At 67.6% G+C, this 14,694-nt stretch carries 8 protein-coding genes and 1 tRNA gene; 3 read left to right on the top strand and 6 right to left on the bottom strand.

All coding sequences use genetic code 11. The annotated features are described in order from the left end of the window. Positions 1-301 precede the first annotated feature (301 nt). The 3 genes from MHZ35_RS08930 to MHZ35_RS08920 are packed head-to-tail and all read left to right on the top strand — an operon-like array spanning position 302 to position 4,472. Positions 302-2,716: a glycoside hydrolase family 3 protein gene (locus tag MHZ35_RS08930; protein ID WP_239435281.1), complete on the top strand. Its 2,415-nt coding sequence runs from the start codon at positions 302-304 to the stop codon at positions 2,714-2,716. Continuing rightward, positions 2,716-3,681 carry an alpha/beta hydrolase gene (locus MHZ35_RS08925; protein WP_239435280.1) on the top strand — a complete coding sequence of 322 codons (966 nt, stop codon included), beginning with the start codon at positions 2,716-2,718 and terminating at the stop codon, positions 3,679-3,681. Before MHZ35_RS08930 ends, MHZ35_RS08925 begins: the two co-directional genes overlap by 1 nt. Continuing rightward, positions 3,678-4,472 (top strand): SGNH/GDSL hydrolase family protein, encoded by a 795-nt coding sequence (locus MHZ35_RS08920; protein ID WP_239435279.1) that lies wholly within the window; start codon positions 3,678-3,680, stop codon positions 4,470-4,472. Before MHZ35_RS08925 ends, MHZ35_RS08920 begins: the two co-directional genes overlap by 4 nt. A 42-nt stretch (positions 4,473-4,514) precedes the next feature. Here MHZ35_RS08920 and MHZ35_RS08915 read toward each other — a convergent pair whose 3' ends face one another. The 6 genes from MHZ35_RS08915 to MHZ35_RS08890 all read right to left on the bottom strand — a co-directional run bounded on the left by MHZ35_RS08915 (position 4,515) and on the right by MHZ35_RS08890 (position 14,650). Next, complete coding sequence (locus MHZ35_RS08915) at positions 4,515-6,149, bottom strand: family 43 glycosylhydrolase (protein WP_239435278.1); 1,635 nt, start codon at positions 6,147-6,149, stop codon at positions 4,515-4,517. A gap of 19 nt (positions 6,150-6,168) precedes the next feature. Beyond that, complete coding sequence (locus tag MHZ35_RS08910; protein WP_239435277.1) at positions 6,169-7,743, bottom strand: GH39 family glycosyl hydrolase; 1,575 nt, start codon at positions 7,741-7,743, stop codon at positions 6,169-6,171. A gap of 20 nt (positions 7,744-7,763) precedes the next feature. After that, positions 7,764-9,275, bottom strand: coding sequence for a tryptophan halogenase family protein (locus MHZ35_RS08905; protein WP_239435276.1), 1,512 nt, complete (start codon positions 9,273-9,275; stop codon positions 7,764-7,766). Then, a complete protein-coding gene (locus MHZ35_RS08900) occupies positions 9,272-10,828 on the bottom strand; it encodes a tryptophan halogenase family protein (RefSeq protein WP_239435275.1) in 1,557 nt (518 codons plus the stop codon). Before MHZ35_RS08900 ends, MHZ35_RS08905 begins: the two co-directional genes overlap by 4 nt. Positions 10,829-10,885: 57 nt before the next feature. Next, complete coding sequence (locus MHZ35_RS08895) at positions 10,886-13,945, bottom strand: TonB-dependent receptor (RefSeq protein ID WP_239435274.1); 3,060 nt, start codon at positions 13,943-13,945, stop codon at positions 10,886-10,888. 628 nt (positions 13,946-14,573) lie between these two features. Beyond that, positions 14,574-14,650: transfer RNA gene (locus MHZ35_RS08890), tRNA-Met, on the bottom strand. Positions 14,651-14,694 lie beyond the last annotated feature (44 nt).

Genomic DNA, 14,694 nt, shown 5'->3' with positions numbered 1-14,694 from the left:
CGCTAACACAACCGATGAACGGTCTGATTAAAGTGATGACGAGAGCGCAGGCGCGGTCAGGCCGCCTCACGCCCATCTTCTGCGGTGTTGGTGATGCGTTCAATTAGCAATGTGCCCTGCATCTCAGGAAGGTCAGATTTCGTCAGGCTTCCCCTCGTCTCTTCGAGCATCATTCCTAACCGGCAGCCATGGACGTGCGGGCGCATCTGATGCATCTGATGCATCTGCAGAGCAGCAAGTGTAGATAGCGGTATCAGACCTGTGCTCTTGTTGAGAGCGGGCAAAGCCGGAGAGGAATGGAATGCGTCGCGTGGGCTATTGGGCGGTCGCCGCCCTGATGGGGATGGTGGCAAGCGGAACGGCAGCACAGGTCGCCGATCCGGCACGCTGGCCCGAGGCGAAGAGCCCGGCTGCGCTGGTGGACGCCAAGACCGAGGCCAAGATCACGGCACTGCTCGCCAAGCTCTCCCTCGAAGAGAAGATCGGCCAGATGATCCAGGCGGACACCGCCTCGATCACGCCAGAGGACCTGCGCACCTATCCACTCGGCTCAATCCTGGCGGGCGGCAGCTCGCCGCCGATCGGCGCTCCCGATCGCTCGCCTGCGGCCCCCTGGGTCGCGACGTCGCGCGCGTTCAATGCGGTCGCGCTGGAGCAGCGGCCGGGGCACGTCCCCATCCCGCTGATGTTCGGCATCGATGCGGTACACGGCAACAACAACGTGGTCGGCGCGACGATCTTCCCGCACAACAGCGCGCTGGGCGCAATGCGGGATCCGGCGCTGATCCGCCGCATCGGCGAAGCGACCGCAGTCGAGACGGCGGCGGCAGGCATCGACTGGGCGTTCGGCCCGACGCTGGCGGTGCCCCAGGACGATCGCTGGGGCCGCGCCTATGAGGGCTATTCGGAGGATCCCGCAGTCGTCGCCTCCTATGCAGGCGCGATGGTCGAAGGGCTGCAGGGCAAGCCCGCGAACTGGGGCATCCAAAAAGGGCATGTCTCGGCGAGCGTGAAGCACTTCCTCGGCGACGGCGGCACCAAGGACGGCATCGACCAGGGCGACACTCAGGTCGACGAGGCGACCCTGATCGCGATCCACAACGCCGGCTACCCGGCTGCGGTGAACGCCGGCACCATGACGGTGATGGCAAGCTTTTCGAGCTGGAACGGCGCCAAGATGCACGGCAACAAGTCGCTGCTGACGGATGTGCTGAAGGGTCGCATGGGCTTCGACGGCTTCGTCGTCGGCGACTGGAACGGCCACGGCCAGATCACGGGCTGCACCAACGAGAACTGCCCCGCGACCTTCAACGCGGGCCTCGACATGGCAATGGCGCCGGACAGCTGGAAGGGACTCTACACCACCACCCTCGCCGCGGCGAAGGCCGGGACCATCCCGATGGCGCGCATCGACGATGCGGTGCGTCGCATCCTGCGCGTGAAGATGAAGCTGGGCTTGTTCGACGCGCCGCGCCCCTTTGAAGGCCGCCCGCAGGTGATCGGATCGGCCGAGCACCGCGCGGTGGCGCGCGAGGCGGTGGCGAAGAGCCTCGTGCTGCTCAAGAACAATGGTGTGCTGCCGGTGAAGGCGGGCGCCAACATCCTCGTCGCCGGTGAAGCGGCAGACGACATCGGCCGCCAGTCGGGCGGCTGGACGCTCTCGTGGCAGGGCGACGGCAACACCAACGCCGACTTCCCCGGCGCAACCTCGATCTACGCCGGGATCGCAGCCGCGGCCAAGGCCGGCGGCGGAACCGCGACGCTTTCGGCAGACGGCAGCTTCACCACCAAGCCCGATGTCGCGATCGTGGTGTTCGGTGAGCAGCCCTATGCCGAGATGCGCGGCGACGTTCGCTCGCTGGAGTTCGAGGCGGGGGACAAGCAGGCGCTGGCGCTGCTGAAGAAGCTGAAGGCCGCGGGCGTGCCGACGGTGTCGGTGTTCCTGTCGGGCCGCCCGATGTGGGTGAACCCGGAGCTCAACCAGTCGGATGCGTTCGTCGCCGCCTGGTTCCCGGGGTCGGAAGGCGCCGGCGTCGCCGACGTGCTGGTCGGCGGCAAGCGCGACTTCAGCGGCAAGCTCGCCTTCAGCTGGCCCAAGACGGCCGCGCAGTTCGTGCTGAACCGCGGCGCGCCCGGCTACGACCCGCTGTTCCCGTTCGGCTATGGCCTGAGCTACGCCAAGGGGGGCACGGTGCCCGCGCTGAGCGAGGTCGCCGGCATCGACGCCAGCCTCGCCAATACCAGCCTGTTCTTTGCGCGCGGCCGGGTGCCGGCGCCCTTCCAGCTGTCGCTCGATCCGGCGATCGGCCGCGCGGCGGTGGACAGCGCCACCGCCCAGGAGGGTGCGGTGCAACTGACCTGGAAGAACAAGGGCACGGCGCGGATCTCCGGCCCGGAGCTTGCCCTCACGCGCGAAACCAACGGCGACCTCAACCTGCAGGTCACCTATCGCCTCGACAAGGCGCCGACCGGTGCGGTCGGGCTGGCGCTGGGCGGCGGCCGGGTGGATATCGCTTCGACGCTCGACAGGAGCGCCGGCTGGCATGTGCTGCGCGTACCGCTGAAGTGCTTCCGCGCTGCCGGCGCGACGGTGGACAAGGTCTCGACCCCGTTCGCGCTCGACGCCTCCGCGCCCTTCTCCGTCGCAATTTCGGACATCCGGCTCGCGACCGATCCTGCGGGCGCGGTGTGCCCCGCAGGCGGCGAGGCGAAGTGATGACGCCGTCGCGTCGCGAAGTGCTCGCAGCGGCCGCGGTCCTCCCCTTCGTCGGCGCAACGGCGCATGCCGCGCCAATCGCCTGGGGAGAGACGATCCAGCTGTGGCCCGGCAAGGCGCCGGGCACCCCGGCCCGCCTGCCGGTGGGCAAGGTCGCGCAACAGTCCAAGGACCCGGCCTTCAACGATCGCTGGCTGACCGGCATCGATCGGGCGACGCTGATGGTGCGGCGTGCGCCCTCGCCCAACGGCACGGCGGTGCTGCTGGTGCCGGGCGGAGGCTACGGCTTCCTCGCGATCGACAACGAGGGTGAGGAACAGGCGCGCTGGCTCAACGCGCGCGGCGTCACCTGCTTCATCCTAAGCTATCGCCTGCCGGGCGAAGGCTGGGCCGATCGCGCGCTGGTTCCGTTGCAGGATGCGCAGCGGGCGATGCGCGTGATCCGGGCGCGTGCGGCGACCTATGGCGTCGATCCCAAGCGCGTGGCGGCGCTCGGCTTCTCGGCGGGCGGGCATCTCGCCGGCAGCCTTGCGACGCGGCACGACGAGCGGACCTATACGCCCGTCGTCGCTGCCGACCAGCAGTCCGCCCGGCCCGACCTTGCCGGGCTGATCTACCCAGTCGTCAGCCTTGCGGCGCCGTTCACCCACGGTGGATCGCGGGACTCGCTGCTCGGGCAGAACGCGGACGAAGCGCTGCGGCGGACCGCCTCGGTCGAGACGCGGGTCACCGCCACCACGCCGCCGATCTTCCTGGCGCATGCCAGTGACGATGGACTGGTGCCGATCGCCAACAGCATCGCCCTGTACCAGGCGATGCTCGACCAGCAGCGCGAGACCGAGTTCCACGGCTTCGACAAGGGCGGCCACGGCTTCGGCGTTCGCCTTCCCAAGACGGTGCCGGCGGCCGCCTGGCCCGACCTGTTCGCCGCCTATGCCCGGCGACTGGGCGTGCTGCCGGCATGAAGCGGATCGCGCTGCTGCTTGCCGGCGCGGTGCTGCTCGTTGCCGCCGACGAACCGCACTATCAGAGCAGCCCCGAGCGCCGCACCGTCACCGAGTCGCGCGACTGGGGACCATGGGGCGGGCCATTCCGCGAGAAGCTGGTCCCGTCGCTGATGCAGGACTTCGGCGAGCGCTATCTCTACGCCCCGGCCAACGCCGCACTGCCCCAGCCAGCGCGTGGCGAGCAGCGGGTCGTTTTCCTGGGCGATTCGATCACCGATGGCTGGGACCTTGCCAAGGCCTTTCCCGGCAAACCCTACGTCAATCGCGGCATCGGTGCGCAGGTGACGGCGCAGATGCTGGTGCGCTTCGAACAGGATGTCGTAGCGCTGCGCCCTGCTGCCGTGGTGATCCTGGGCGGCACCAACGACGTGTCCGGCTTCCTGCAGATTGAGACACCCGAGACGATCCTCGCGAACATCACCGCCATGGCCGACATCGCCGACGCGCGGGGCATCCGCGTCGTGTTGGGGGCGCTGCTGCCGGTGAACGACTATGGCAAGGATCGCGGGTACATGACCAAGGAGCGTCCGCCGGCGACGCTGCGCGCGATCAACGACGGATTGCGGGCGCTCGCGGCGGCGCGGGGCTACGCCTTTGCCGACTATGCGGCACCGCTGGCGGACGCGCGCGGCATGCTGACGGAGGCCTATACCGGCGACGGCCTGCATCCGAACGCGGCCGGCTATGCGCGGATGGCCCCCGTCGCACGCAAGGCCATCGCCGAGGCACTGGCACGTCCGCCGCGCTGAAGCGGCATCGGCACCCCGGCTCCAGCGAGGGGTGCCGCCGGATCACGGACGGACGCTGTCGCTGATCCCCTGCAACGCGCGATAGGTCAGATTGCGGAACGTCGCCTTCCCCTCGCCCGCCGCGTAGAGGCCGGGCCGCAAGCTGAGGAAGCCGTCCGCGACATTGTGGTTGTAGCCGGCGACTTCGAACGAGCGCTCCTTGGTCCAGCGCTTTCCGTCGCGGCTGTAGTAGAAGGTGACCACATCCTCGTCGTTGACCAGCCGCAGGTGCAGGCGGCGCGTGTCAATCGGCGCGCCGGCGGGCCAGCGTTCCTCCTGGCCGATGCGATAGGCGTGGAGCTTCTCCGACCCGACGCCGAGGCCGCAGAACAGCTTCTCGTTGTAGAACAGGATCAGCCCGGCCTGCGTTGCGCCATCGAGTTCCACCTCGACGCGCACCTCGTAGGAGCGGTCGCCGGCCACGAACAGCAGTGGCGAGGCATCCGCCGGACTGGTCCCCTGCCCGGCCAGCGTCAGCGCGCCGCCGGCGATGCGCGCGCGATCGAGATAGCCCGGGCGCGGTGCCCAGAAGGTCAGCTTGCTCCCGATCGCGTCCGGGCCGAAGCCCGACAGCGGCTGGCCGTGGGCACCGCCCGCGCTGCCGGGCTTTGGTAGCGGGCGCGACAGGTCGCCGCCCCTGGCGCGCGGCCAGCCGTCGGCGGTCCACTCGATCGGCTCCAGCAACATCTGGCGGCCCAGCGTGCGCAGGCTGTTCTCATAGCCGTGATAGACCAGCCACCACTTGCCGTCCGGCCCCTCGATCGCGGTCGCATGGCCGCGCGACCACCAGGGTTCGTCGCGGCTGGCGGTGCGCACGATCGGGTTGTGCGGGCAATTCTCCCAAGGCCCGTCGATCGAGCGCGATCGGGCGACCACCACCATGTGGCTGGTCGGCGGCCCGGCGGTGCCGCCCTGGCCGGAGAACATGTAGAACCAGCCGTCCTTGCGGGTGATCTTCGGTCCTTCAAGCGCGAAGCCCTCGATGATCCAGCTCTCGGGGATCGGCCAGCCGTCATACACATGCTGGACCTTGCCGACCGCCGAGAGGCCATCGTCGCTCAGCTGCACCCGGTTGCCGCCGTTGAAGAACAGGTAGCGCTTGCCGTCCTCGCCCACCGCATGGCCGGGATCGATGAGGCCATCGATCCGCATGTCGATCGGCTCGCTCCAAGGCCCCTTCATGCTGGGTGCGTGGATGACATAGGTCTTGAGGGCGCGGCCCGGGTCGTTGTCGTCCAAGACGGGGATGTAGATGAAGTAGCGGCCGCCGTGCTTCGCGATGTCGAGTGCCCAGACGTTGCCGATCGGCGCCTTGAGCGCGGCGGTCACCGGCGTCCAGTTCACCAGGTCGCGCGAATGCCAGATCGGCACGCCCGGATAGTAGAGGAACGACGAGAAGGCGGCATAATAGTCGTCCCCGTCCTTCAGCACGTTCGGGTCGGGCCGATCGCCGGCGAGCACCGGATTGAGGTAGGTGCCGTTGCCGAGATCGGCCCGGCGCTGCCCCTCGACCGTGGTCCCCCAGCGCGCGCGTTTGGAAGAAGGCGCAGCCTTGGGCGTCGCGAGGGCCCCGCCCGGCAGCGTCGCGCCGGCCGAGGCTAGCGCCAAGAGGATGGTTTCGCGGCGGTTCACGGTCATGTTTCTCTCTCGCTGAACGCTATTGCTGCGCGGCGCCAGCCGGCTCGACCGATACGAGCACCACGTCGTTGCTGCGCATCCTCACCGTCATCGCGTGCCGGCCGTCGCGTCCGACCTGCACGGTCGTCTGCTTCTCGGGCAGGTCGCGCGTCAACGTCTGCAGCTCGGCGAGCTGTGCCGCGCTCAGATCCTTGGGGGAGCCCATCTCCAGGTAGCGGGTGTGCGCGTCGTTCACCTTGAAGCCGACGCGCCGCACCGCGACCCGATAGCGACCCGGCTGGAGCCCGGCGAAGCGCAATTCGGCGGGTTGGTCCGCCTTGGCCGGCAACACCTTGGTGAAGAACGGGCGGTTGCTCACCTTCTGCTCCGGCTGTCGCCATGCCCAGAGCACGACATTGGTCTTGCCACCTTCGGTAGCCGCCAGCGCCTCGGTGTCGCCGGTGGCGATCTCCCTGCCCTTCACCGCGTTCAGATATTTGTATGCGAACCAGGCCGGCTTGCGGATGCCTTCGCGGTTCATCAGGCCGAAGCCTCCGTGGAAGGGCGTGGGCGGCGGGCCGGCTTCCTCGAACAGATCGCTATACGCCCAATAGCTCATGCCCTGAGCGATGCCGCGGGTGGCGCGCAACTTGGTGAGGATGAACGGACCGCTCACGTAGCTGTCATGCACCGGGTCGCGCGGATTGTAGCTGGCACTCCACTCGGTGAAATAGAGCGGCATGCCGCGGTATTGCGTGGCATCGATCTGGGCGCGCACCTTGCGCACGTCGCCGACGACCGAATCCGGGTTCGTCGACAACTTGTTGTCGTCCTGCCCCTTCTCGTCGAGGAACCCGCCGTCGACGCCATAGGTGTGGGTGGTCACGAAATCGATCGGGATGTTGCGCGAGGCGGTAAGTGCGAGCAGTTCGGGCACCCAGGCCGCCCCTGCCGTCGCCGGGCCGCCGACCCGCAGCGCAGGGTCGATCGCCTTGATCGTCCGCGCGCTCGATTCATACAGTTCGAAATAGGCCTTCTGGTCGGCCTTTTCCCAGAAGCCGTCGAGATTGGGCTCGTTCCACACCTCGAAGAACCAGCTGCGCACCTCGTCCTGGCCATAGCGTTCGCGGACATGGCGCACGAAGGCGTCGACGAGCGCCGCCCACGCCTTGGGCTCCGGGTGCGAGGTGTTGCCCTTCCAGTAGAACAAGGTCTGCTTGGACGTCGCCATGGCGGTGGGTGTGAAGCCGAGCTCGACGAACGGCTTGATGCGCCGGGCGAGCAGGGCGTCGATCAGCTTGTCGAGCTTGGTCCAGTCGTACACCGTCTTGCCGTTGACGACCTTCAGGGTGCCGAGATCATCGTGGAAGATCGCGTGGAAGCGGATGTAGCGGAAGCCGAGCTCGTCCACCGTCGTCTTGAGCTGCGCCAGGCTGTCGGCGCGGATCAGCGTGCCGGCGTAGTCCGCGCCGACCGACAGGTCGAACGCCCGGTCGATCGGGACACCGGCCTTGCCGACATCGACGCTGATCTGGCGGGACTGCGCAGCCGCCGGCGAGGCGGCGAGCGCCAGTGCCGCGGCGGCGACCCCGGCGTGACGGAGGGCGAAGGTCATGGTGCGTCTCTCCAACTGGATCATGCCGCGCAGTGGCGGGCGATGAATTGGTCGTGGGCGGGCATGGCGGCGGCGGTCTGGCCGATAACCGTGCGCAGGTGGTGCAGGAAGCGTCGCGTCTCCTGGACGGGCAGCGTCGCCACCAGCGGGTCGACGGACGCGGGCGCACCCGCCTGGCCCATCAGCACCGCGATCCAGCTGTCCTCGGTGAAGAGGCTGCCCGCCTCCGGCAGCACGCGGCCGCGAGCGCGCCAGAGCTCGAGCTTGTGCGCCAGGCTGTCCGGCGGCGGCGTAGTCCGACAATGGCGCCAGAAGTCGGAATCGTCGCGCTCCGTGGCGTGATAGTGGAGGATCAGGAAGTCCCGGACCTGCTCATACTCGGCCCGGGCAAGCCGGTTATAGGCCTCCCGCTCGACCGCAGCATGACCCTTGTCGGGGAACAGGCTCATCAGACGGGTGATGCCGGACTGGATCAGGTGGATGCTGGTCGATTCCAGCGGTTCCAGGAACCCGCCCGCCAGGCCGATCGCGATGCAATTGCGCTCCCACAGGCGCTCCCGCATGCCGGCGACGAAGCGCAGCGGGCGCGGCTCGGCAGCAGGCGCACCGTCCAGTCCCTGGAGCAGCGTGTCGGCGGCCTCCGCGTCGCTCGCAAAGGCGCTGGCATAGACATGGCCGTTGCCGGTGCGGTGCTGGAGCGGGATACGCCAGCGCCAGCCCGCCCGCTCCGCCGTCGCGCGCGTATACGGCAGCAGCGGGCCCGCAGAAGCGCTCGGCACCGCCAGCGCCCGGTCGCAAGGGAACCAGCGCTGCCAGCTGGTGAAGGGAACGCCCAGCGCTTCGCCGAGCAGCAGCGACCGGAAGCCGCTGCAATCCACGAACAGATCGCCTTCGATCCGGCGCCCGTCCGCAAGCTGCACCGCGCGGATGAAGCCGTCCTCCGGCGCGAGATCAACCTGGGCGACCCGTCCCTCGACCCGCGCGACGCCACCCCGCTCGGCGATGCCCCGCAGGAAACGGGCATAGAGCGCCGCGTCGAAGTGAAAGGCGTAGCGCAGCGACGAAAGCACCGCGGCCGGATCACCGCTCGGCCGGGTGAACCGCGCCATGCGTGCCGCCACCGACGCCAGGCAGTAATCGTGCAACGATCCGGTGTCCGCGATCGGTGGGTCTACCCGCGCCTGCCGGAGCCAGAGCTGGTGGAACTTGATCCCTTGGACATCCCGGCCGAACGTGCCGAACGGGTGGAGGTACCGCTCCCCGCGCCGCGCCCAGTCGACGAACTCGATGCCCAGCTTGAACGTCGCTCCGGTCGCACGGACGAAGGCATCCTCGTCGATGCCGAGGAAGCGGTTGAAGTCCAGGAGCGGCGGGATCGTCGCCTCGCCCACGCCGACGGTGCCGATCTCCTCGGATTCGACCAGCGTCACCGACGTGCCCGCCGCCGTCAGCCGCGCGAGCACCGCGGCGGTCATCCACCCGGCCGTCCCGCCGCCCACGATGACGACGCGGTCGAGCGGCTTCGCCGTCATCTCGCGATGCCCTGCGGGGGGCCGAAGCTGCGTGTGCGGGCGTAGTCGATCAGCTGGCGGTTGCTCGGCAGGTTGGCGACCGCGAATGCCGCCTGCCGCTCCACCTCCGCAAAGGCGCGGCGCGCGTCCTCGACGTAGCGGTAGGCACCGGCGCGTGCGGACAGGTCGGTCTTCCAGCCCATGCCGTACAGGACATATTGCCAGCTCGCCTCGGTGAAGATGTCGACGTTCGTGTCGATGTCGATCTCGGTCGGCGGGCGGAAGCGCCAGCGGTCGAGCAGGTCGTGCAGGCTGTCCGGGATCGAGGATGCGGCAACATTGTCGCGCCAGAACTCGGCATCGCGCCGCTCGGAGATGCAGTAATGCAGCTTGATGAAATCGCGCGCGCGTTCGTAGCGCTGGAGCATGTTGGCGTTGAACTGGCGCGCCGACGTTTCGTGGTCGCCGCCCCAGGGGAACAGGTTGGCGACCAGGCCCGCGGCCACCTCCGAAAAGACGATGCCCGTCGCCTCCAGCGGCTCGAAAAAGCCGCTCGACAGGCCGATGGCGACACAGTTCTTGTGCCAGTTGGTCTCGCGATAGCCCGCCTCGAAGCGGATCTTGCGCACCTCCTGGTCACCGCCGACGTCGCCGACATAGGCGCGCAGCAGCTCCTCGGCGCGCGCGTCCTCGGTGTGGGCGGAGGAAAAGACATGGCCGATGCCGCGGCGGCGATCGAGGCCGATGTCCCACATCCAGCCCGCCTCCTGCGCGGTTGCGAGCGTGTAGGAGACGATGGGCTCGCGTTCGTCCCGGTACGGCACCTGGATTGCCAGTGCACTGTCGCAGAATAGCACGTCGCGGCACGACCGGTACGGCTGGCCGAGCGCCTTATCGATCAGCTCGGCGCGGAAGCCGGTGCAGTCGATGTAGAGATCGGCGTCGAGACGGCCGTTGGCTTCGGTGTCGACGCCGGCGATCGCGCCGTCCTCGCCGACGTGGACCTGCGTCACGCGATCGGTGAGGTGGGTGACGCCATTCTCCACCGCCTTGTCCCGCAGCAGCCCGGCCAGCGCGACGGCGTCGAAGTGGAAGGCGTAGTTCAGCGGCGCGACATAGTCGGGGTGGCTCGGCAGCTTGGGCGCACGGTGCGCGTCCGCCGCCTTCTTCTGCGGGCTGCACACCTCATCCCAGTTCGCCTCGCCCCCGTGGCCGAGCAGCCAATAGGGCAGCAGATCCAGGCCGTTGTCCGCCTGGGCGAGCTGGAACGGGTGGGTATAATGGTCCGGGCCGGGCGACCCGGGCGTGAAGCGCCAGTGCGCGAACTTGGCGCCCTGCTTGAAGCTCGCACCGCATTTGCGGACGAGGTCGACCTCGCTGATGCCGATCGTCTTCAGTGTCCGGCGAATGGTGGGAAAGGTCCCCTCACCCACCCCGAGGATGCCAATTTCCGGCGACTCCACCAGCGTGATGGCGACCCCGCCGGGCAGGTCCGTGCTCAGCCGCTTGGCGAGGTAGCCCGCGGTAAGCCAGCCGGCCGTACCGCCGCCGACGATCAGCAAGCGTTTGCGCATCGCGCCCCTCTATCGCAGCAAAAGTGGCGCCGGGTGTACCCCGGCGCCACCAATAGGTCAGAACACCAGGCTGATGCTGGTTGCGATGCGGCGATCGCTCTGGAACCAGCTGCGGCCGACCAGCTTGCCGCCGGGATAGCCGCCCATCAGCGTGCGCTGGGTCGCGTTGGTGAGGTTCTGCCCCTGGATGCCGAACGAGAAGTTATCGTTCACCTTGAAGCGGATGCCCGCGTCCAACTGGCCATAGGAGTCGCTGTACGTGGGCAGCGCGATCTGCGTGCCCGCATCCGGTCCGGTCGCACCGGTGGTCGGATTGTAGATCACCCCCGGCGCGCTGTAGAACGCGTAGGTCGGGTTGGTGCCGGACGCATTGGTCGACTGCAGGTACTTCGACCGCCACGTATAGGCGATACGCAGCGAGAACGGATCCTTTTCGTACAGGAAGGTCGCGTTCACATTGTGCTTCGACAGGCCGGCCAGCGGCGCATCATTGTGGGTCGCACCGTTGATGTCGCGATAGACGTCACCCGGGTTCTTGCTGTCGATGAACGTGTAGTTCGCCTCGACACCGATGCCGGAGAGCCAACCGGGCAGCATGTCGAAGAAATACCGTCCGCCGACTTCGATGCCCTTGATCTCTGCTGCCTCGTCCGAGTTGCGGTAGATGCTTGCGGACGCCGTCGTGTCGATGCTGGTACCGTCTTCGAACGCCACATTGACCGGCACCTGGCTCAGCGAGAACACCGCCGTGTCGAGCAGGCGCTTGTAGAACGGCGCGATGTGGAAGCTGCGACCGTTCGGCCCGTAATATTCCAGCGACAGATCAAAGTTGTGCGCCGTGGTCGGCTTGAGCGTCGGATCACCGCTTTCGAAGGTGAAGTTGGTGAAGATGCCCGGCTGACCCGCCACCGGGTTGGTAGCGGTCGCCACGCCCAGCGTGCCCGACGAACGCAGCGCGGTGAAGCTCTGGTTATCCAAGGTGATGTTGTAGCCACCGCGGAGCTTAACCGTGTCGGCCAGCGCATATTCGAGGTTCACCGAAGGCAGCACCCGGGTGAACTTCGCGCCATCGGACACCACGCCCGCGTTCTGCGCCAGCGTCGTCGTCTGGCCGTTGCTGTTGATGAACGTCACAACGTTCTGCTGGAAATAACCGCTGCTGGTGTTGTCGATGTGAACCAGACGCGCGCCGACGTTACCCGAAAAGGCACCGCCCTCACGCCCGAACCGCGCCAGCGCATAGCCGGCCCAGGTTTCGGTGCGGTACCTGGTGAGATCCGCCGGCAGGACGAACCCGACGGGCCGGATGCCGCTCTGGCCGCCATAGCCGGTGGTCGGCAGCGGCCCCGCTGCCGAGCAGTTGTTGGCCAGATCCCCCGGGCAGAAGCCGGCCGGCGGCGACTGGGTCAGTTCTTCGCGATCGAGGCGGCTGACCAGATCGTAGGACGGAAACAGCAGTTCGCCCGGAATGACCGCATCGCCACGGAAGAAGTTCTTGAAGGTGTGCCGCTCGATGTCACCCGGCGCCGCATTGGCGAAGGTGAGCTGCGGATCGCCATTCCAGCCGCGGCCGAGTGCCGCCCAGTTGTAGCCGTTGTTGTAGTCGCGCTCGGTCCGTTCCGACCAGCGGGCGCCAGCCTTCACCGAACGGAAGAAGCTGTCGTCGAAGCTGTACTCGAGGTCGAGGTTCGCGGAGTCGAGCCGCCCCTTGTTGTTCTCGTTGTGCGGCATCGACGCCGACCAGAGATAGTTCGATGGATCGTTAAAGATCGCCTGCGACCCTGCGGGCACGCTGACGACCGGCAGATCGCCCGAAAGGTCGAAGCCGAAGCTGGTCGGGAAGTTGAGGTCGCGGAACACGTCGAGGCGGTTGAGCTCATTGGTCGACTCAACGCGCTGGATCGCACCCTTGATCGACAGCGGGCTGTCGGCCGGGGTGAACTGCGCGGCCAGCGAGTAGTCGCGGGTGACGGTTTCGCTGTCCCAGACGCCCTTGTTGCCGCCGCTGACGATCGAGCCGCCGCTCGGCAGGAAGGTGGTCTGGTCGCGCACGAACACCGACGGGCTGGAAACCAGCAGGCCGTTCTCGTCGAACTGCGATTCGGACGGGTTCACCGCCAGCACCTGCGCCGCGACCTGCGCGCCATAGTCGCTCGACAGGTTCTCGTAGCGCGACTGGAAGAAGGTGCCCGTCAGGGTGAAGGCGTCCGACGGCGACCACTGGACGGCGCCGTAGATGCCGGTGCGATCACGCTGGAAACGCTCGTCGCCGTACGCATAGCCGCCCGGGACGTAGTAATCGTCCCCTTCCAGGCGAGTGCGGAAATAGGGCTCGACGCGGAAGAACTGCGACAGCTGGGTGAAGCGGCTGCGCGCCACATCGACCATGACACCGATGTCGCCGATGCCCGTCTGAAAGTTCTTCGAGACCAGGATCGATCCGGCGTAGTCGGCATTCTGCGCGAGGTCGCCCAGGCTGAGCTCGCCGGTCGCCGCAATGTGGAGGTCCTGGTCGCGATAGTCGAACGGCAGCCGCGTGCGTAGGTCGATCTGGCCGCCCGTGCCGCCCTCGATCAGGTCCGCGGTCGACGCCTTATAGACGTCCACGGCGCTCATCAGTTCGGGCGTGACGTCGCCCCACAGCAGCGCACGACCGCCGTTCGCGCTGAAGATCTCGCGGCCGTTGAGGCGCGAAGCCACGCCCGACAGGCCGCGAACCTGCACGCCCGAACCCTGGGCGGAGAAGTGATCCGGATCGTTCAAGGCCGAGAAGCGGACGATCGAGACGCCCGAGACACGCTGCAACACTTCGGTGATCGAATTGTCGGGCAGCTTGCCCGCGTCATCCGCCACGACGGAATCGACGATGGTCTCGCTGCGGCGCTTGCGGTCGTCCGCGGCCTCCAGCGCGGCGCGACGGCCGGTCACGACGATTTCACCACCGCCAGCGGCTTCCGCTTCGGGCCCCGCGGCCTGCTGGGTCGCGTCGGGCGTATCCTGCTGAACCTGTGCCCAGGCCGGCAGCGCCGACCCTACGGCGGCCAGTGCCACCGCGGAGGCGCCCAATCGAAGCGCCGCTGCCTGCACCGAGCGTGAACGATGCCAGCGAGAAATCATTGCAAAAGTCCTCCCCATGCCAGTGGCTGCCACCGCTTACCGGGCGGCTCTCCACGGTAGCGCTCCCATTATCGGGCGTTGATTAATAAGCCAACTAGAATTCACGTAGATGTCACAGAATGATTTCGGCCGCACGACAAATCTGCCGATGCGTTACCCAGGCGGAGGTTCTCTCGCTCGTCCAATGGCTACCGGTGCCACTAACGCCACTCCGATTCACATCTGGCATCACGGAAAGTCGCGTAACCCTCGACCGAACGCTTAAGAGGAAGCAGCAGCGCCTCGAGAGGCTCTCGCGAACCTCACCAGGCGCCCGATGCCAGACCGGCAGAGTTGCCCAGAGGTCGGAGATCCAGGGCGCTCTCGCGTTTCAGGAGCCCTCTTCGCACCCCTGCGGAGGCCGGGTCCAGGTGCGGTGAGGGCTGTTGGAGGGCGCGGCGTGCGGCCGGGGGCAGCGGCATCTGTGGAGAACCGCCGTGAGGGAACCCGGACGAGGGCCGGCGGGGAGGACAGCGGAGTGGCTGACCGTCGCATCCGTTTCAGGCGCGGCCCTGCGCCAGGTTAGCCTCCCAGTACCCCAAACGCAACAAAGCCCGCGAGGTCGTCAGACCAAGCGGGCTTTGGTGTGTGGTTGCGGGGACAGGATTTGAACCTGTGACCTTCAGGTTATGAGCCTGACGAGCTACCGGGCTGCTCCACCCCGCGCCAGGGTGCATTGCATTGTGAATGGGTTTGTGTGCACGAGCTTC

This window comes from Sphingomonas sp. ACRSK, assembly GCF_022346685.1.
Taxonomy (GTDB): domain Bacteria; phylum Pseudomonadota; class Alphaproteobacteria; order Sphingomonadales; family Sphingomonadaceae; genus Sphingomonas; species Sphingomonas molluscorum.
Note: the sequence above shows the minus strand (reverse complement) of the source record. Positions and strands in the feature narration are given on the sequence as shown.